The organism is Thermanaeromonas sp. C210 (assembly GCF_013167955.1).
Classification (GTDB): Bacteria; Bacillota; DSM-521; order Neomoorellales; family Neomoorellaceae; genus UBA12545.
In genome coordinates this window covers 64,043-81,728 of record NZ_BLWF01000001.1, presented here as the reverse complement: position 1 = coordinate 81,728, position 17,686 = coordinate 64,043, and the positions used below count along the sequence as shown (strand labels likewise).

The window sequence follows — 17,686 nt, the reverse complement described above, 5'->3', positions numbered from 1 at the left end:
ATTTTATACCATGTTATCTTTTTTCCAGCTTCACTCCCGGGTAGTAATGGTACAGGATGTCCATAAAGTTCCGCCCTTCCTTGGCCATGCCGTTGGCCCCGTACTGGCTCATACCCACGCCGTGGCCGTTGCCCACGCTGATGAAGGTGAGGCGATCCCCATCCACCTGCCAGGTGAAGTCGGTGGAGGTGAGATTCAGGAGCCGCCGCAGGTCGGTGGCCTTGAAGGTTTTATTGCCTATCCTTATAGTTTTAATGCGTCCCGTGGGGGTGTACTCCTCCACCTTTATGGCCTGTCCCTTGGGCGGGGTAAGGGCCGCGGTGGGGACGGCCGACAGGTTAACTCCCAACTTTTGGTCTATTTCCGCCAGGCTCCAGGTGACGGTGTTGCGGAAGCGGGGAGCCTCCCGGTCCCACGGGGAAGGCACGCTCTGGAGGTAGGGAATGTCGTAGCCCCAGACGGCCTCAGCGCTCTCGGTGCGGCCCCCGCTGTTGGAGTGGTAAACGGGAACTATGAGCTGGCCCTGGTAAGTAAGGACCAGGTCCCGGGTTGCCTCCACAGCCTGCCTGATTTTCTTTTGATATTTCGAAGCGCGCCACCACCCGTACCTCTGCCGCAGGGCCTCCTCGGGCACCCAGGCCTGGCAGTGGGTGGGATCGCTGCAGAGATCGGCATTGGGGTGTTTTTCATTGGGTTTTTCCCGCGCCTCCTCCATCTTCTTTAAGGTATAGGTCCGGGCGGCTACGGCCTGGGCTTTGAGGGCCTCCGGTTCGAAGTCCGCCGGCATTTCCCCGGCCACTACGCCGGCCACATATTCCTCCAGGGGAAGGGCGCGTATCTCCCCCCGGACGTGGTCGTAAAGGCGAACCATCCGCTCCTCGGTTTTTACTTCCACCGGGGAGCGCCAAATACTCGCCCCTTTGATAATCAAAGCGGGTAGAAGGATGACCGCCACCAAAAGGGCCATGAGCAAAAGGCCTAAATACCTGCGCAAGGGACCTTCACCCCTTTAAAACCCCCTCACCCGTTGTTCTCCACCTTTCTCCGGGCTCCTTCCCTGTCTCCGGAGCTTTTGGGGCCTCCGCCCTTTCGCCCCTTCCCTCCGGTCCTGCCGGTTGAAGGGCAGGGTTTGTCCTAGTCCATATATACGCAGGCCGGGGCGGCAGGAGAACCCCGGCTGCTAAAGGCGGTAAACTCGCAAAAATCTGCCTAGTGGGCCACAAATTACCGGCGGAAATATGCTTTTTTCTAAAAATTCTTCTGCGGATTTCGTGTTTAAATAAGTTTAGCGGCTGACGTATTGTCTGGTTTTGATGAGGGTGATTTAGCTGGGGCCCCCATCGCCGGGCCGCAGCGGTGCCGGCCGGGGGTTTTGTAACTTGTGTTTTACAACTTGTCCAGGGGGTGCGTTTATGCGCAAGAAGGGTAAATTCCGCCTCTTTCTTACGTCCTTTCTCCTCTTCTTTTTGCTGGTCCTACCGGTGGCGGCGTGGGCCGTCACTTACTACCACGTAGTGCCGGGGGATTCCCTGTGGCACATCGCCCGGCGCTTTGGCACCACCGTGTCCGAAATCATGGCCGCCAATAATCTCACCGGGGACCTCATTTACCCCGGCCAGACCCTGGCCGTCCCGGATGGAGCCCCTTCCACGGCCCCCGATTACGGACCCCTTAAGGAGCAGATTGAGAATTACCTGGCGGGCCAGCCGGGAACCTACGGGGTCTATTTCAAGGATTTGATTTCCGGCCAGTCCTTCGGCATCAACGCCGACCTGCCCCTGCCGGCGGCCAGCACCGTGAAGCTCCCGGCGGTCCTTTTTATCAACTACCTGGTAGATCAGGGTAGGCTGGACTGGCAGGACAAGCTCACCTATCAGAGCGACCTTCACTATCAGGGGGGCAGCGGCATCCTCCAATTCGGTGTCAAGGACGGGGACAGGTACACCCTGAGAACTTTGACCACCTTGTCCATCACCGTGAGCGACAACATCGCCTACAACATGCTCCGCCACTTTGTGGGTAAGGAAACCCTGGCCCAGTTCATGCGCCAGCTGGGCGGGCAGACGGTGTTCCCCAACGGGCAGAATTTGTCCACCGCCCGGGACATGGCCACCTACGTCCAGGCCGCCCTGGACTTCTCCCAGGCCAGCCCCGATGGCCGGCGCTTGCTGGATGATATGGCCAACGGCATTTACAACGAGGGTATACCGGCGCAGATCCCCGCTGGGATTACCGTGGCCCACAAGGAGGGCTTTATCTGGGGTAGCCCCGGGGACGTGGGGGTAGTTTTCGGCTCCCGCCCCTTCATCGTCACCGTCTTGTCCCAGGGGGTTGACGATCCCGACCGGGGCTTTGCCAATATAGCTACCGTCGCCAAGATGATGTATGACTATCAGGAAGGCCTGGCCAGGCAGCAATAGGGCGGGCTAGTCCCTAAACTGGTGCCCCGGGGGAGGAGGTACGTAGGAGGGTACATCCTCCCCCGGCTGGGCCGGCAGGAGGACCTTCTCTCCCTCTTTAATCAGTCCCAGTTCTTCCCTGGCCACCCGCTCGATATACTCATCGGTATTAAGCCGGCGGATCTCTTCCTGCAGGCGGGCTTGCTCCTCCAGGAGGGCCTCCTTCTGCTGCCGGTAGGCCTCCAGCTCCTTGTTCACCTGGTAGATCTTCCATTCCAAATGGATGAAGGCCCCGGCTAGGTAGAGGAGTCCCAGGAGGAGCAGGAGAAGGGGCAGGCGGGATCGCCGGGAGCGACGCCGCCGGGTGGCATTGCTTTTCCCTCCGACCCCCAGGTCGGCGACGGCCGGGACCTGCAGTCGGCGGCGCAGGGCGCGGGAAGTTCTACGGATGGGAACGACCTGCAAGGTCAATCCTCTCCTTCAGGCTCCTGGGCTGCGGGGCCTAAAATTTCTCCCGGCAGGACGATGACCACCTGGTAGCCCTTGGTCCGGGCGCGGTGGTACAGGGTAGCCACGCTGCTGGCGCTTAAGCCCAGCCGCCGGGCTACTTCTTCGTTGCTTAATCCCATCTCTTTTAAGGCTACGACCTGCCTCTCCCGGAAACTGAGCTTCTCCACGCCGCGGATCTCGATCTGCACCGGGATATGCCTTCCTCGAAGTAAAATTTATCCTCATCTATCCTCGTATTTAAAGGCGGGTCTGCCCGGCCCGCTGCCTCACCTCCCCCTATTTACCAGGGGAGGCCTGTTCGGGCCGGGAAGGGAGGGAACAAACCTTCGCGGCAACCAAACTTGATCCCGGCCAAAGGTGAAGGCCGGCCCGCAGCCATGGAAACCTGCGACCGGCAGGCGAGGCCAGGCCCTTCAAGCCTGCCGGGAAGACCCCCGTAACGTAAAGCCGAGGGTTTGGCCGGGTTTCGGGGAAACGGTAAGCAAGGGGAAGCCGGGCCGGCCCCGGGCCGGTCGGGAATACGCCGGAGGTTAGGTCCCGACCCTTCCCCTTTATTATCCACAGATTTATCCACATATTGTGTACATCTTTTGTACAAAACTTTATTCGCTCCCCTTCCCGGTAATTCCTGCCTGGCCGTCCATAGATTTTTTATTGGGGACCGGCCCAATTTTTTTAGGGACCACCTTTGGGACGCCCCTTTAAGAGGCGGCGGAAGGGGAGGAAAATGAGTAGGGGGAGGCGCAGCACCCGGCCCCCAGCGCGGGCCGTGGCCCGGGCCAGCCGTACGCCTGCGTAGAGGTATGGCCGTAAAGCGGGCGCCGCAGAAAAACCGTATACTGCGGCTCCCAAAACAAGGGCCAGGAAAACATAGCCCCGCACTTCGCCGTAGTTGCTGAGCATGAGGAGGGCAAAGGTGCCGGCGAGGGAAAAGAGACAAAAGAAGAGGTCACCCAGGTGGGTCTCCCGGCGGGACGGGCGCCGGTAATAGCGGGCGGCCCGGTAGAGGTCGAAAAAGAGGCCCAGCACCACGCCCCAGCCTGCCAGGGCCAGAAAGGTTCGCCAGTGGAGGTAAAAGGAGTTCACTTGAGGATCCGCCGCAGGAATCCTTGCCCCCGGCTGCCTTTCTCCTCCCGGTAGTCCAGGGCCTGAAGCTGCCCGCTAGCCTCGAGGCTGCCGCTTTCCAGACTCAGGCTGGTGATGTTAAAATTTTTCCCCTTAAGGGTAAGGATGCCCCGGGTGGTTTCCAGGGCTATCTCGTCTTCGTCGTAGCCCAGCACCTGGACCACGCCGGTAATGTGAAGGGATTGGCGGTCGGTAACGGTCAGCTGGTGCTTGCCCTCGGCCATTCTTTTCCCCTCCTCCTTAAATCCTATGAGGAAGGGAGGGAAAAAATGAAAAAAGCCCGGTCTCACCAGGCTTTTTCTAAAGTCACACCCTCAAAAAAGTACTTTATGATTTCTTCCGGCGATTTCCCCTGTTCGGCCAGGGCCCGGGCCCCCCACTGGCTCATTCCTACCCCGTGGCCGTAGCCCTGGCCCCGGAATACTACCCTGTCCCCCTGTACCTCGATGCCGGTCAACAAGGTTGAGCGCAGCCGGTCGTTCCCCAGGGCCAGGCGCAGGGCCGGCGCGCTCACCGTGAGGCCGCCTACCTGGATCCTGGTAGCCCGCCCCGAGGGACCTTTTTCCGCCACGCGGATGCCGGTAATGGGGCCCGGGTCCTGGCCGCTTATCTTCCGCACCGCCGCCCTTATTTCATCTACGCTAAAGGACGCCGTCCAGGCCTTGTTTTCCGGTACGGTTATGGCAAACCCGGGGTCCTTTACGCTCTTAATATAGGGGGCTGACTCCCGGTGGTAGTCAAGCCCCTCGGCCGCCGACGCGGCCGTCTGCGGTCCGGCGGAGGCGTGGAACCAGGCATTGATGAGCTGGCCTCCCGCCTTGACCACGATTCCCCGAGTCATCTCCACCGCCCGGCGAACGTTATCATTGATCTTCTGGGGCGCGTAGGCCTGGAATTCCTCCACGCTGGTAGAAGCATCCGTGCCCCGGGACTTTACGCCGCCTTCCTGGATCTTTTTCATGGTAAAGGTCCGGGCCAGAATGGCCTGCGCCCCGAGGGCGTTGACGGGCCAGTTGGGATCCATTTCGGCCGCCACCACGCCCTGGATGTAGTCTTCCATTTTGATGCTTTTGGTCTGGCCTGTTTCGTTGACGTAGAGGGAAATGGTGGGCTCCCGCTCAGTGGTATAGGGACGCCTCGCCAGCCCGCCGGGCCGGAACAGGATGCCGAGGATTAAGGCCGTCAGGACCACCGCCAGGGCTACCGGCCACCGCAGGCGCGTTCTCTCCATAGCATCTTCCACCTTTATCCTTTTGCCCCTTAGTATTTGCGCCGGTGGAAGAGGCTATGCCTGGAAATTAGAGGTGGTCTTCGCCGGCCTTCTTGCCCTCAGCCAGCACCCGGTACAGCTCCCGCGCCCTTTCGGCGGGCGCATGCTCCGGGGTGGCCAGCACCTCTACCGTCATCCAGCGGTTGCCCAGGTTGAGGGTTATCACATCGCCAGGCTTGATCTCGGTGCTCGCCTTGGCCGGGCGGCGGTTGACCTCCACCGCACCTCCGTCGCAGACTTCCTTCGCCAGAGTCCTCCTCTTTATGAGGCGGGAAACTTTTAAGAACTTGTCCAGCCGCAATTTCGGCTCTAACTCCTGCGCCCGGTATCTACTTGGCTACGGCGTCCTTCAGGGCTTTACCGGCTTTGAACACGGGCACTTTGGTGGCCGCAATGGCGATCTCTTCGCCGGTGCGCGGGTTGCGGCCTACGCGGGCCGCCCGCTCCTTAACTTCAAAGGTGCCGAAGCCCACCAGCTGGACCTTATCCCCTTTGGCCAGGGCTTCTTCAATGCTGGCAAAGAGAGCGTTGACGGCCTTTTCGGCATCTTTCTTGGTGATGTCGGCCTTTTCGGCAACACTGGCCACCAGTTCGGCTTTATTCAAGTCCCATCCCTCCATGTAAAAGGAATTTCGATCTACAAAGCATATTCGTCAAAATCCAACATTCTCCTTCATTGCCATCTAGTCTCTCTCAACTTTTTTGCTTCTTCCCACAGCTCGTCCATCTCTTCCAGTTCCATGGTTGCCAGATCGCGTCCTTCACGGCGGGCGGCTTCCTCCATATAGCGAAAACGATGGCAAAATTTGTCGATGGCGCGGTTCAGGGCGCCTTCCGGCTCTACCTGCAGCCGCCGGGCCAGGTTAACGAGGGCGAACAGGGCATCACCTACCTCTTCCCCTATTTTTTCCGTGGTACCCTTTTGTACCGCCCTTTTGAGCTCGTCCAACTCTTCTTCGACCTTGATCCACACCTCCTTTACTTCAGGCCAGTCAAAACCCAACCGGGCAGCCTGTTCCTGTATCTTTAAGGCCTTCAGCAAGGCCGGCAGCCCCTTCGGCGCGTTCAGGAGGGAAACTTCCCGGCCTTCCTCTTTCCTCTCGGCGGCCTTGATCTTGGCCCAGTTTTCCAGCACCTGTTCGGCGGTCCTGGCTTCCCCGGTTCCGAACACATGGGGGTGCCGCCGGATCATTTTCCGGGCGATTCCCCGGACTACGTCGGCCAGCTTAAAGTGGCCCTCTTCCTCGGCCAGCCGGGCATGGAAAACTATTTGTAGCAGTAAGTCTCCCAATTCCTCGCAAAGTTTATGCATATCGCCCTCTTCCAGGGCTTCGAGGACCTCATAGGTTTCCTCCAGCAGGTAACGTTTCAGGGAATGGTGGTTCTGCTGCTTGTCCCAGGGACAGCCGTCCGGCCCTCGCAGGCGGGCCATAATGTCGGCCAGCCCCTCCAGTGTATATTTATCGGCATCGGGGTAGGGAGCTACATAGACGCTAGTTAAATGATCGATCCAGGGAAGCCTGTCCAGTTCGTACAGGGGCACCCCTTCTATTCTTTCTTCCCCTGGAACCCCGGCGGCCCGGACCACCGTCACCGGATGCTCGTCGGGCAGGAATTCCATGAGGGCCAGTTTAACCTGCCCGGCCACGTAGCGGCTGTATACCTGGGTCAGGATGAGCCCCCTCCTCCCGTCCCAGGGCCCCAGGTCCAGGTTAAGGGCGTCCAGCACCACCACTCCCCGGGCGGGGTCCAGGTGAAGGGCGGCAAAAAGGGCGTCCAGGAAGCTCAGGGCGGGGATGACGGTAGTCTTCACACCCCTGGGCCCGGCTTCCTCCAGAATCATTTGCACCGAGGTTTCGGCCACCAGGGGATGTCCCGGCACGGCGTAGATAACCTCTCCCTTCCCGGCCGCCTCGAGGACCGTCCGGGCTATGCGGGCATACACCTCTGCAAAGGAACGGGCTTCTTCATAGAACGAATCGAAGGCGGTGAAGGTTACCCCGCGGCGTTCCAGCTCACGGACAGCCGGGTGGCGGGCGGTGCGCAGGTAAAGGGTTCGGGAGGGTCCTTCAAGCAGCTTCCACAAGGTAGGGGGAATGTCGTCCGGGTTGCCGGGGCCCAGCCCGGCAAGATAACATCGCGGCTCCATGGGCATCTTCTCCTAACTTTTTCACGTCACCTTTATCTTACCCGGCCGGGCGAGAAAAAAACAAGCCCCTTTTTCAGGGGCACAGTAAGATCCCGTTGGCAGTTGAGCGATCACTGTTCCATTTGCTTGGCCAGAAAGCTCGCGGCCGTCTCCGCCAGCTTGAGCTCCATCTCTCCCATCTTTACATTGGGGTCCTTAGAGCAGAGGATAACAGCTCCGATAGGATCCCCTTCGGCTATGATGGGGGCGATGACTTCGGCCGAAAACTTGCAACCCTCGCCTTCGGTATCTATGGGGCAATCCTTACACAGAAGGTGCTCGCCAGGGTTGTTAATGAGTACCGGCTTGCGTTCCTCCATAACCTTCTCCACTGCCGGGCCAATGGGCTTATCCAAGAACTCCTTCTTGGGGGCACCCGCCACGGCAATGATGTTATCCCGGTCGGCGATGCAGGCTATGTGGCCGATGGCCTCGTGCAGGGAGTCGGCATATTCCTTGGCGAAGTCTCCCAGTTCACCGATGGGTGAATATTTTTTTAGGATTACTTCCCCTTCCCGGTCCACGAAAATCTCCAGCGGATCGCCCTCGCGGATGCGCAGGGTGCGGCGTATTTCCTTGGGTATTACTACGCGTCCTAGGTCGTCGATGCGTCGGACAATACCTGTGGCTTTCACTGCTGTGTATCCCCCCTTTTCCTCCCCTGGATGGCCTTGTAATGTTAACTTTTACTGTTAGTATATAACCCCTCCCAGGCCTTTATTCATGTTTTCTTTAACCGGCCTCCGCCCGGCTCATTTTCCTGATGGAACTTAAAAGCTGTTCCAGGAGCTTTAAAATGGCGTGCTGGTCTAAATCCCGGATCCTCACCCGGATGCTCAGGCCCCCTGCCGAGGAAAATGATAGCCTCCTTGGGAATATTTGGGATAACTGCAGCAGTTTTTCCCCTTTCAGATGATTGCCGCCGCCGAACTTCAGCTCCACTTCTCCCGAGCGCTGCTGCACGTGGAGGATGCCCAGCTCTCCGGCCAGCAGCCGGACGCGGGTCATGAGGAGGAGGTTTTCCACGGCCAGGGGAGGGGTGCCGAAGCGATCGATCATTTCCGCCGTAATTTCATCCACCTCGGCCAACTCTTTGGCGGCCATGAGGCGCTGGTAGAATTCCATTTTGAGGGCGGCATCGGGGATATAGTCGTCGCTCAAATAGGTGTCCACATTTAGTTCTACACTGGCTCCCCGGGGCTGTTCCTGGGCGGGCAACCCCTGTCCCCGCAGCTTGCGCACCGCCTCTTCCAATAGCTGGCAGTAAAGGTCGAAGCCCACCGCCAGCATGTGCCCGTGCTGCTCCGGCCCCAGGAGATTGCCGGCGCCCCTGAGCTGCAGGTCCCTCAGGGCTATCTTGTAACCCGAGCCCAAGGCGGTAAACTCCCGGATGGCGGCCAGGCGCTTCTCCGCCACTTCCCCTAAAACCTTGTCGGGCCGGTAAGTAAAGTAGGCGTAAGCCAGGCGGTTCGTGCGGCCGACCCTCCCCCTCAGCTGGTAGAGCTGGGCCAGACCCAGGGTATCGGCTTCGTCTACAATGAGGGTGTTTACGTTTTGGATATCCAGGCCGTTTTCGATGATGGTGGTGCAGACCAGGACGTCAAAGTGCCCTTCTATGAAGTCCAGCATTATGGCCTCGAGGTCTTCTTCGGCCATCTGGCCGTGGGCCACGGCTATCCTGGCCTCCGGCACCAGCTGTTGTACGGTGAAGGCCACGTGGTCGATGTCGGCCACCCGGTTGTGGACGTAATAGACCTGGCCGCCGCGGTCCAGCTCCCGCCTGATGACCTCGCGCACCAACTCCGGGCTGTACTCCACTACGTAGGTCTGGACGGGGTAGCGGTCCTCGGGCGGCGTTTCGATGAGGCTCATGTCCCGCACGCCGGCCAGGGCCATGTGGAGGGTACGGGGTATGGGGGTAGCCGTCATGGTGAGGACGTCCACGGTGTAGCGCAACTGCTTGAGCTTCTCTTTATGAGCCACGCCGAAGCGCTGTTCCTCGTCGATTATGACCAGCCCCAGATCCTTAAAGGCAACATCCTCGGAGAGGAGACGGTGGGTGCCGATGATTATATCTATATCGCCCCGGGCCAGGGCCTCTACCGTTTCGCGCTGCTCCCGGGGGGAAGAAAAACGGCTCAAAACGGCCACCTTCACCGGATAGGGGCTGAAGCGCTCCTTGAAGGTGTTGTAATGCTGCTGGGCCAGGATAGTGGTGGGCACCAGGACGGCCACCTGTTTGCCATCCATAACCGCCTTAAAGGCCGCCCGCAGGGCCACCTCCGTCTTGCCGTAACCCACGTCGCCGCACAGGAGGCGGTCCATGGGCTTGGGCCGCTCCATGTCGGCCTTGACTTCGGCAATGGCTTTGAGCTGGTCCGGCGTCTCGGTGTACGGGAAGGCTTCTTCGAATTCCCGCTGCCAGGGGGTATCCGGGGAAAAGGCGTGCCCGCGCACCGTCTCCCGGGTGGCGTAGAGGTTGAGGAGTTCCTCGGCCATGGCCCGTACCGCCTCCTGCACCCGTCCCTTAACCTTAGCCCATTCGTTGCCGCCTAAACGGTAGAGACGGGGTACATGGCCTTCGGCCCCGATGTATTTTTGCACCAGGGAGATCTGGTCGATGGGGACGTAGAGGCGGTCGTTGCCTGCATACTGGATGAGGAGGTAGTCTTTCTTTACACCCCCCACCTCCAGCTGCTGGATGCCCAGGTAGCGGCCGATGCCGTGGTTGACGTGGACTACGTAGTCCCCCTCCTTGAGATCGGTAAAGGAGGTTATCTTGCCTCCTGCCCGGGATATCTTGTGGCGCCGGGGCCGGCGCACCGGACCGTAGAGTTCGGTATCCCCCAGGATGACCAGTTTTACCTGGGGCCAGATAAAGCCCTGGCGCAGGTTGCCCGGCACCACGGCCACCTGGCCGGGCCGGGGGAGGTCGGAAGTATCCTGCAGGGCAACGGTCTCCAGCCCCTCGGCCGCAAGGTTCTGGCGCAGGGCCTCCATGCGGGCGGCGTCCGCCACCACAAGGACAATGCGATAGCCTTGGCGGCGCCAGCGGCCCAGCTCCTGGGCCAGGAGGCCCACCTTACCCTGGAAGGCGGGGAGGCTTTGGGCCCCCACGCCGACGGCCTGGCGTACCTGGAGGCCGGCCCGCCGTGGCAACAGGGTGAAATAGAGGCGCTGGTATTTGGCCAGGAGGTTCTCCATTTCCTCAGCCCCGGCATAGGCCAGACCCTGGGAAGGCAGGGCGAGGCCTCCCTCCAGCATCTGGGTGAAGATCTCCAGGCGCTGCTTTTCCAGGCGCTTGGCCCCATCCTTAAGTCTGGCCGGTTCGTCGAGAATTATAAGGGGCGGCCGCTTAAAATACTCCAGCAGGGTGGCCTGCTGGGGATAAAAGAAAGGCTGTAGGGGGATTATCCCTTCCGGCCAGTCTCCGGCTTCCAACCTGGCCAGCAGAGAACCGAGGCGCTCTTCCAGTTCGCGGGCGGCCTCGGGCCTCGTCTTCCTCAATTTGGCCAGGGTCTGCTGGAATTCCTGCCGGAGAAGCTCGAGGCCCGGCCGCAGGTCCTCGGGCGCCACCGTCTCCACCGCCGGGGTAATTACTACTTCCCCCGTCTCACCCACCGACCGCTGGGTTGTCGGGTCGAAGGGCCGCAGGGAATCGATTTCGTCGCCGTAAAACTCCACCCTGACCGGGTTTTCGGCCCCCAGGGGATAGATATCGATGATGCCGCCCCGGACCGCCAGGTGGCCGGGCGCTTCCACCATCTCCTCGCGGCGGTAGCCGAGCCGCACCAGGCGTTCGAGGAGTTCCTCCCGCTCCACGTTCTGGCCCACCCGCAGAGTAACCAGGGCCCGGGAGAAGGCCTCCCGGGGCGGGAGCTTAGCCGCCAGGGCCCCGATGCTGGTTACCAGCACCCGCACCCGGCCGCACACCAGGTCTTCAAGCACCCGGATGCGCTGGGCGGGTACTTCGAGGCTGTGGGCATAAAATCCCAGAGGCAGGAGCTCCGCCGCCGGCAAATAATCCACGCCCCCGCCCGGCCCGAAGGCTTCCACATCAGCGGCCAGGCGCTGGGCTTCCTCCGGGCCGGAGGTGACCACCAGAAGGGGCCCGAATTCATCGGCCATGGCCCTCACCCACAGGCCCTTCAGGCCCTCGGGCAGACCGTAGAGCTGCTGCTCGGGTAGCCCCTGGCGCAGGCCTTCCGCCAACATGTGAAATTGTGCACTATCTCTAATAATTTGTAATAATCCGTAGTTGTCCATAGTCCCCCGCTTCCCATACACCACAAAAAGGGCCGCTGCTGATAAGGGCCCTCGTTTTCATTATAAGCCACGCGGACTCCCGGCGTCAAGGCAAGCCGGCCCTGAGCCATCCCCGCTTTTTAGCTGACGTGATTTAGCTCCCCGCTCGCTCCGTGAGCTTCGCGGACCAATACTTAAGCTCAATTTTCGGCCTCCGGCGGGGTCCCCGGCTCATTCGGCTTCCATGCCTCAGGAGCCGGTCGCAGGCCTCTTTCGGCCTCGGCCCCGCCTCCGGCCTCGATTTCGCAAAAGATTGTCGTCCGCTCAGCTCAAGTCGCTCGCTTACGAGCTAAATCACCCTCTCCAAACCAGGGATACGTCAGAAGCCGCTCTGCCCCGCGCCCTTCCCCCGGGCGCCGCTCCGGCCGCCGGGCCTATCTTCCCCGGCGGTGCAGCCGAAAAAGGGCCGCGTTCCAGAGGAAGTGGAGGAGGAACCCGCCGCCCCAGGCCAGGACGGCCTGGCCGCTCCCTTCCCAAAGGCCGGCAGCCGCTGCGCCGAAGAGGGTATGGCCCCCTACGGCCGCCAGGGCGGCTCCCCGCCGGGCCCTTGTAAGCTCCCACCCGGCCTCCACCAGGCCGAAGGCCGCGTGCACCAAGAGCACGGGAGCCCCCCAGGCCAGGGCTAATCCCGTCTTCAGGGCTTCCTCCAGCAGAGGGCCCCAAAGGAGGCCGTCGAATTTGAGAAAGGAAAATAAAAACCGGTTGCCCGTCCACGCCAGGGCGGCCGCCAGGAGGCCCGCCAGCAGATATGCTCCTTCTAACAATTAAAGCGATTCATAACCTCCTCCAGATCGAGGCCCTCCAGCCAGAGGCGGGCGGCCCTGGCGGCTTTGAGGAGTACGGGACTAACCAGGGACCACTCGTCCTCGGTAAAGGGTTCCAGGACGTAATCCGCGGGGTCCTGGCCCGCCGGGGGCCGGCCGATCCCGATCCTTATTCGGGGAACCATGTCGGTGCCCAGGGCCGCCAACACCGAACCCAGGCCCCGGTGGCCCCCCGAGCTCCCTTTGGCCCTCACCCGCAGCCGGCCGGGTTCCAGGTCCAGGTCGTCCATCAAGACTAGGATATCTGCCGGCCGGATACCATACCACCGGGCCAGGGGGCCGACGGCCTGACCGCTCAGGTTCATGAAGGTTAGGGGCTTGACCAGGAGCACCCGCTCTTCCCCCACGCGGCCGGTCCCTACCAGGGCGTCCCTTTGCCTGCGGCCGAGCTCGACGGCCAGGTCGTCGGCCAACAGGTCCAGGGCCATGAAGCCAGCATTATGGCGCGTTGTCTCATAGCGGGGCCCGGGATTGCCCAGGCCTACCACCATTTTCACCGGTTATCCTCTCCGCCCCCTCGAAGTTTTATGCGGCTGCTGCCTTAGGAAGCACCTTCCTCGGACCCTTCTTGCCCTTCTTCAGCGGTCTCTTCGGCCTCGGTGCCCCTGACACTGACGACGGTGGCGATGAGACTGGTGGGTTCCGAAAGAATGGTTACTCCACGCGGCGGGGTAAGATCGGCCACCGTCAGGTGGTCGCCGATATCCAGGCCGCTCACATCCACCGTAATGGCCTCCGGCAGGTCTTCGGGCAGGCACTCCACTTCCACCTCGTGGAGGCCGTGCTGCAGAATACCGCCGATCTTAACGCCCCGGGGCTCCCCTTCCAGCACCACCGGCACATTGGCGGTGATCTTTTCCCCGGCCGGTACCTGGTAGAAATCGATGTGTACTAATTCGCCCCGGATGGGGTGACGCTGCACCTCCCGCACCAGGGCAGTATATTCCCGAACCTGGCCTCCTTGTTCCAGCTTCACCTGGACCAGGGCGCTCTCTCCTTCCCGCCCCAGGACTCTTTTCATTTCCTTAAGGTCGACTTCTACCGGCAGGTTGCCCACCTCCCGGCCGTAAAGGATTCCCGGGAGCAGACCCCGGCGGCGCAGGCGACCTGCCGGTCCCTTCCCCACTTCTTCCCTTACCCGCAGAGTCAAGGACGATCTTGCCATGGATATTCACTCCCTTTCCCTTAAGTGTTGGCCTTGATCGGCTAAAAGAGCAGGCATAAAATCGGTAGCACCCGCATACCCATGTTCTATGCGGGAGGTGAGTAGCTTGTACCAGAGGAGCAAAAAGCTGGCCGGCATGCCGGTCATCAGCCTGGCCGACGGGCAGGCCCTGGGCCGCATAAAACGCCTGTTAATAGATCACCGGAATATGGCCGTGGCCGGCCTGATCCTGGACCGCAAAGGGTGGTTTAAGGAACAGGCGGTGATCCCCTACGACCACGTAAACAACGTCGGCAGCCATGCCGTAACTGTAGACCAGGCCTCGGCGGTGGTGAAGTTAAGCTCGATGCCGGAACTCGAGAACCTCTCAAAAAACCCGGTACCCCTTCTCGGGACCAAGGTCATCACCGAGGAAGGAGCCGTGCTGGGAGTAGTCGAAGATTTCTGGTTCGAACCCCAGGACGGCAAGATATGCTATCTAGAGTTAAAGGGCCACCTGCTGCAAGGTAAGAGCCAGCTACCGGCCGAGTTCATCCGCACTTGCGGCCGCGACGCCTTGATAGCCAGGGCAGGAGCGGAGAACTCCCTCCAGCGCCCCAAAAGCCTCTTCTCCGCAGCTTACCGGGAAAGGGCGGCGGCCGCCGGGGAGAAAATAAGCCACCGCCTGGGCAGCTACCTCCAGCGCCTGCCCTGGAAGAACAGGAACGACGGCTAGTCAGTCAAAAAGGGTACTTACGGACTCGTCGCGGTGGATGCGCATAATGGCTTCTCCCAGGAGGGGCGCCACCGAAAGGCACCGCATCCTCGGTATCTCTTTGCCCGGTGGCACCGGAATGGTGTTGCAGATTACTATTTCCTCGAGGGAAGCTTCCCCCAGCCTTTCCAACGCCGGCCCTGACAGCACCGGGTGGGTGCAGCAGGCATAAATGGTCCTGGCTCCATGCTCCATCAAAGCCTGGGCGCCAAGGCAAATGGTGCCGGCCGTGTCGATGAGGTCGTCGATCATGATGACCGTTTTGCCTTCCACGTCACCGATAATGTCCATTATTTCCGCCACATTGGGTTCCGGCCGCCGCTTATCGATGATGGCGATCTCGGCCCCCAGCCTCTCGGCAAAATTGCGGGCCCGGGTCACCCCACCCACGTCCGGCGAAACGACGACCACGTCCTTGAGCCCCAGGGAATGGAAATAGTCGGCCAGAATGGGCACCGCCGTAAGGTGGTCCACCGGAATATCGAAGAAGCCCTGGATGGCCCCGGCGTGGAGGTCCATGGCCAGCAGCCGGTCGGCCCCGGCGGCGGTAATCAAGTTGGCCACCAGCTTGGCGGAAATGGGATCGCGGGCGCGCGTCTTGCGCTCCTGCCGGGCATAGCCGTAGTAAGGCACCACCGCCGTTATACGCCGGGCCGAAGCGCGGCGCAGGGCGTCGATGAGGATCAGAAGCTCCATTAAATTATCGTTGACGGGGTTGCAGGTGGGCTGGATGACGAAGACATCCGCCCCGCGCACGCTCTCGTCGATGACCAGGCTGATTTCCCCGTCGCTGAAGCGCCCCACCTTGGCCGCACCCAGGGGCACCTTCAGGTAAGAGCAGATTTCTTCGGCCAGTTTGGGGTTGGCGTTGCCCGTAAAGATTTTTAACATGCCGTTATCGTTGCTCATCCCTCACCCGACCCTTCGCGTTTAATTTCTCCAGCCCTTTCCCGGCCAAGTTCACCTGGCGGGCCCTTCCTATGGCCAGGGCCCCCGGAGGAACATCTTCCGTAATGGTGGAACCGGCACCGATGACCGATCGTTCACCAACCTCCACCGGAGCCACCAGGTTGGTATTGCTGCCGATAAAGGCGCCGTCGCCCACCACCGTCGGCCACTTGTGGAGGCCGTCGTAATTGCAGGTAATGGTGCCGGCACCTATGTTGACCTCCTTGCCTACCGTGGCATCGCCCAGGTAGGTCAGGTGGGGCACTTTGCTGCCCTCGCCCACGCGGGAGGCCTTGATCTCCACGAAATCTCCCACCTTAACCCGGTCGTCCAGCACGGTCCCCGGTCGCAGGTAGGCAAAGGGCCCGATCTGGCAGCGGTTGCCAATGGTGCTCTCCCGGACCACGGAATAGCTGATAACGGTCTCGTCGCCTATCCGGCTGTCCCGGATGCTGGCCTGGGGACCTATGACGCAGCCCGAGCCTATCCAGGTCTTCCCCTCCAGAAAAGTAAAGGGCCATACGACGGTGTCCCTGCCTATCTCCACCCCTGCGTGGATATAAGTGTTGTCCGGATCCACCAGGGTTACTCCTTTCAGCATGAGCTCTTCGTTTATGCGGCGCTGCAGGATCCGTCCCGCCCTGGCGAGCTGCACCCGGTCGTTTACCCCCAGCACCTCCTCGGGATCCGGGCAGAGGAGGGCGTGGACCAAGTACCCCCGGCGGCAGAAGAGCTCGATGACGTCGGTCAAGTAGTATTCGCCCTGGGCGTTTTCCGGCCGGAGTTCTTCCAGGGCCGGCCACAGGAGCGAAGCCGTAAAACAGTAGGTGCCGCTGTTGATCTCCTTAACGGCCCGGGTGGCGGCATCGGCATCGCCTTCCTCCACAATCCTTTGCACCCGGCCTTCTTTATCCCGGATGACCCGGCCGTAGCCGGTGGGATCTTCCACGGCAGCTACCAGCAGGGTAGCGGCCGCTCCTTGCTCCCGGTGCTCGGCCACCAGGCGCGCCAGGGTTTCCCCGCGCAGGAGGGGGGTGTCCCCGCAGAGGACCAGGACAGTTTCCGCTTCCCGGGCCAGGTCCCGCGCCTGGGCCAGGGCATGACCGGTACCCAGCTGCTTTTCCTGCCAGGCGTACCGGAATCCAGGCCCCAGCTCGTTCCGGACCTCCTCTCCCCCGTGGCCTACTACCACAATGCTCTCAGTGATCCCGGCCGCCTCCACCGCGGCCAGAACGTGCTCCACCAGGCTCCGGCCGGCTACCCGGTGCAGTACCTTGGGCCGGCCGGAACGCATTCTTTTCCCTTCACCGGCCGCCAGAACGACGGCCACCACTTTCGACACTGGAGAAACCCTCCCCCCAAAAATTCGGGCCCTACCGGAGCCGTCAAGGAGAGCCCGTGGGGCCCGGCCAGGGATCGGAGGCGGCCTGGGCGGATAATACCCGGCAGGCTAGTTCCAGGTCGTCGGGTTTATCCACATCCACCCCGATTTCGGGGTAGGGTGTTATCACGGCCTTCCCCCGCACCCCTAAGAGCTCCGAAAACCGCCTTTCCACCTCGGCCAGGGAAAGCCGGCGCAGGAGGAATCTCACGATGAAGAAGGGGCCTATCTGCCAGCCCAGGGCCAGGGGGCTTTTGCGCAGGGCCACCAGCTTCTGCCCCCGCCGGGCGCAGGTCGAAAGGGCGTCGGCCCGCAGAAGGGCCATATTCCCCCCCGTAAAGGTCCCCTCCTTCAGAGATACGTAGGTTCTCTTTACGCCCGGGTAAGCCGTCTCGCTTTCCCGGCGGGTGACGATGGGGTAATAAAGGTCGGCCGAAATTTCCCGGCAGCGATCGAGGAAATCCCGGACCGCTTCCGGCGTGAGCAGGGGAATGTCGGCGGTCACCAGGAGGAGCCATTCCGCTCCCGGCAGGGCCCCGGCTCCGTTAAGGGCGCTCTCCACCGCCGTCCGGCCGGGCGGCACCAGAGTTATCTTCTCTTCCCCGGCCAGCCCGGCCAGTTCCTCGGGGCCCACTAGGACCAGGCGCCGCAGGCGGCCGGAACGGCGCAGGGCCTCCAGCACCCAGGCCACCATGGGCCGTCCGGCGACGGGCACCAGGGCCTCGTTACCGGCTCCCAGCCGGTCCCCCTTGCCTGCGCTCCCCCCGGCCAGCACTACTCCGTCTACCAGCACGACGTCCGCCCCCTCCTGCCGCAC

19 protein-coding genes are annotated in these 17,686 nt (G+C 61.6%); 2 read left to right on the top strand and 17 right to left on the bottom strand.

Annotated elements, in window-relative coordinates; translation table 11 throughout:
- Positions 1 to 13: 13 nt before the first annotated feature.
- The gene (spoIID, locus tag TAMC210_RS00445; protein WP_173296857.1) at positions 14 to 994 is read right to left on the bottom strand and encodes a stage II sporulation protein D; all 981 of its coding nucleotides are present in this window, start codon (positions 992 to 994) and stop codon (positions 14 to 16) included.
- Between the two features lie 418 nt (positions 995 to 1,412).
- Between spoIID and TAMC210_RS00440 the strand changes: the two genes are divergently transcribed.
- Positions 1,413 to 2,420, top strand: coding sequence for a serine hydrolase (locus tag TAMC210_RS00440; protein ID WP_173296856.1), 1,008 nt, complete (start codon positions 1,413 to 1,415; stop codon positions 2,418 to 2,420).
- A 6-nt stretch (positions 2,421 to 2,426) separates the two neighbouring features.
- Here the strand turns inward: TAMC210_RS00440 and ftsL are convergent, their stop codons facing one another.
- The 13 genes from ftsL to TAMC210_RS00375 form a co-directional block, all read right to left on the bottom strand.
- Positions 2,427 to 2,864 (bottom strand): cell division protein FtsL, encoded by a 438-nt coding sequence (gene ftsL / locus TAMC210_RS00435; protein WP_173296855.1) that lies wholly within the window; start codon positions 2,862 to 2,864, stop codon positions 2,427 to 2,429.
- Between the two features lie 2 nt (positions 2,865 to 2,866).
- On the bottom strand, positions 2,867 to 3,097 hold the full coding sequence (locus TAMC210_RS00430; RefSeq protein ID WP_173296854.1) for an RNA polymerase sigma factor: 231 nt from the start codon (positions 3,095 to 3,097) through the stop codon (positions 2,867 to 2,869).
- A 487-nt stretch (positions 3,098 to 3,584) separates the two neighbouring features.
- Entirely contained in the window at positions 3,585 to 3,995 is a 411-nt protein-coding gene (gene yabQ, locus TAMC210_RS00425; RefSeq protein WP_173296853.1) for a spore cortex biosynthesis protein YabQ, read from the bottom strand.
- Positions 3,992 to 4,258, bottom strand: coding sequence for a sporulation protein YabP (gene yabP, locus TAMC210_RS00420; RefSeq protein ID WP_173296852.1), 267 nt, complete (start codon positions 4,256 to 4,258; stop codon positions 3,992 to 3,994). The genes yabQ and yabP overlap by 4 nt, the downstream gene beginning before the upstream one ends.
- 62 nt (positions 4,259 to 4,320) lie before the next feature.
- A complete protein-coding gene (locus TAMC210_RS00415; protein WP_173296851.1) occupies positions 4,321 to 5,265 on the bottom strand; it encodes a SpoIID/LytB domain-containing protein in 945 nt (314 codons plus the stop codon).
- A 67-nt stretch (positions 5,266 to 5,332) separates the two neighbouring features.
- The gene (locus TAMC210_RS00410; RefSeq protein WP_173296850.1) at positions 5,333 to 5,605 is read right to left on the bottom strand and encodes an RNA-binding S4 domain-containing protein; all 273 of its coding nucleotides are present in this window, start codon (positions 5,603 to 5,605) and stop codon (positions 5,333 to 5,335) included.
- A 28-nt stretch (positions 5,606 to 5,633) separates the two neighbouring features.
- Positions 5,634 to 5,909, bottom strand: coding sequence for an HU family DNA-binding protein (locus tag TAMC210_RS00405; protein WP_173296849.1), 276 nt, complete (start codon positions 5,907 to 5,909; stop codon positions 5,634 to 5,636).
- A 68-nt stretch (positions 5,910 to 5,977) separates the two neighbouring features.
- Positions 5,978 to 7,453 carry a nucleoside triphosphate pyrophosphohydrolase gene (mazG, locus tag TAMC210_RS13395; RefSeq protein WP_173296848.1) on the bottom strand — a complete coding sequence of 492 codons (1,476 nt, stop codon included), beginning with the start codon at positions 7,451 to 7,453 and terminating at the stop codon, positions 5,978 to 5,980.
- A 110-nt stretch (positions 7,454 to 7,563) separates the two neighbouring features.
- Positions 7,564 to 8,127 (bottom strand): stage V sporulation protein T, encoded by a 564-nt coding sequence (gene spoVT, locus TAMC210_RS00395; RefSeq protein ID WP_173296847.1) that lies wholly within the window; start codon positions 8,125 to 8,127, stop codon positions 7,564 to 7,566.
- Positions 8,128 to 8,224: 97 nt separating this feature from the next.
- Positions 8,225 to 11,758: a transcription-repair coupling factor gene (mfd, locus tag TAMC210_RS00390; RefSeq protein WP_173296846.1), complete on the bottom strand. Its 3,534-nt coding sequence runs from the start codon at positions 11,756 to 11,758 to the stop codon at positions 8,225 to 8,227.
- Positions 11,759 to 12,171: 413 nt separating this feature from the next.
- Positions 12,172 to 12,561, bottom strand: a complete 390-nt coding sequence (locus tag TAMC210_RS00385) for a hypothetical protein (protein WP_173296845.1) — start codon at positions 12,559 to 12,561, stop codon at positions 12,172 to 12,174.
- The gene (gene pth / locus TAMC210_RS00380) at positions 12,555 to 13,118 is read right to left on the bottom strand and encodes an aminoacyl-tRNA hydrolase (protein ID WP_173296844.1); all 564 of its coding nucleotides are present in this window, start codon (positions 13,116 to 13,118) and stop codon (positions 12,555 to 12,557) included. Before pth ends, TAMC210_RS00385 begins: the two co-directional genes overlap by 7 nt.
- Positions 13,119 to 13,162: 44 nt before the next feature.
- Positions 13,163 to 13,786 carry a 50S ribosomal protein L25/general stress protein Ctc gene (locus TAMC210_RS00375; RefSeq protein WP_173296843.1) on the bottom strand — a complete coding sequence of 208 codons (624 nt, stop codon included), beginning with the start codon at positions 13,784 to 13,786 and terminating at the stop codon, positions 13,163 to 13,165.
- Between the two features lie 106 nt (positions 13,787 to 13,892).
- Here TAMC210_RS00375 and TAMC210_RS00370 point away from each other — a divergent pair, with 106 nt between their 5' ends.
- Positions 13,893 to 14,501: a PRC-barrel domain-containing protein gene (locus TAMC210_RS00370; protein WP_173296842.1), complete on the top strand. Its 609-nt coding sequence runs from the start codon at positions 13,893 to 13,895 to the stop codon at positions 14,499 to 14,501.
- Here TAMC210_RS00370 and TAMC210_RS00365 read toward each other — a convergent pair whose 3' ends face one another.
- From TAMC210_RS00365 to TAMC210_RS00355, 3 genes are read right to left on the bottom strand one after another with little or no spacing between them, the layout of a single operon-like run.
- The gene (locus TAMC210_RS00365; RefSeq protein ID WP_173296841.1) at positions 14,502 to 15,449 is read right to left on the bottom strand and encodes a ribose-phosphate diphosphokinase; all 948 of its coding nucleotides are present in this window, start codon (positions 15,447 to 15,449) and stop codon (positions 14,502 to 14,504) included.
- On the bottom strand, positions 15,436 to 16,830 hold the full coding sequence (gene glmU / locus TAMC210_RS00360; protein ID WP_173296840.1) for a bifunctional UDP-N-acetylglucosamine diphosphorylase/glucosamine-1-phosphate N-acetyltransferase GlmU: 1,395 nt from the start codon (positions 16,828 to 16,830) through the stop codon (positions 15,436 to 15,438). The genes TAMC210_RS00365 and glmU overlap by 14 nt, the downstream gene beginning before the upstream one ends.
- Positions 16,831 to 16,873: 43 nt before the next feature.
- Entirely contained in the window at positions 16,874 to 17,686 is an 813-nt protein-coding gene (locus TAMC210_RS00355; RefSeq protein WP_173296839.1) for a nucleotidyltransferase family protein, read from the bottom strand.

Coding starts and splice junctions, on each gene's coding strand:
- TAMC210_RS00415 (WP_173296851.1), bottom strand. CDS start 5,265: ATGGAGAGAACGCGCCTGCGGTGGCCGGTAGCCCTGGCGGTGGTCCTG.
- mfd (WP_173296846.1), bottom strand. CDS start 11,758: ATGGACAACTACGGATTATTACAAATTATTAGAGATAGTGCACAATTT.
- mazG (WP_173296848.1), bottom strand. CDS start 7,453: ATGGAGCCGCGATGTTATCTTGCCGGGCTGGGCCCCGGCAACCCGGAC.
- TAMC210_RS00375 (WP_173296843.1), bottom strand. CDS start 13,786: ATGGCAAGATCGTCCTTGACTCTGCGGGTAAGGGAAGAAGTGGGGAAG.
- yabP (WP_173296852.1), bottom strand. CDS start 4,258: ATGGCCGAGGGCAAGCACCAGCTGACCGTTACCGACCGCCAATCCCTT.
- TAMC210_RS00365 (WP_173296841.1), bottom strand. CDS start 15,449: ATGAGCAACGATAACGGCATGTTAAAAATCTTTACGGGCAACGCCAAC.
- TAMC210_RS00440 (WP_173296856.1), top strand. CDS start 1,413: ATGCGCAAGAAGGGTAAATTCCGCCTCTTTCTTACGTCCTTTCTCCTC.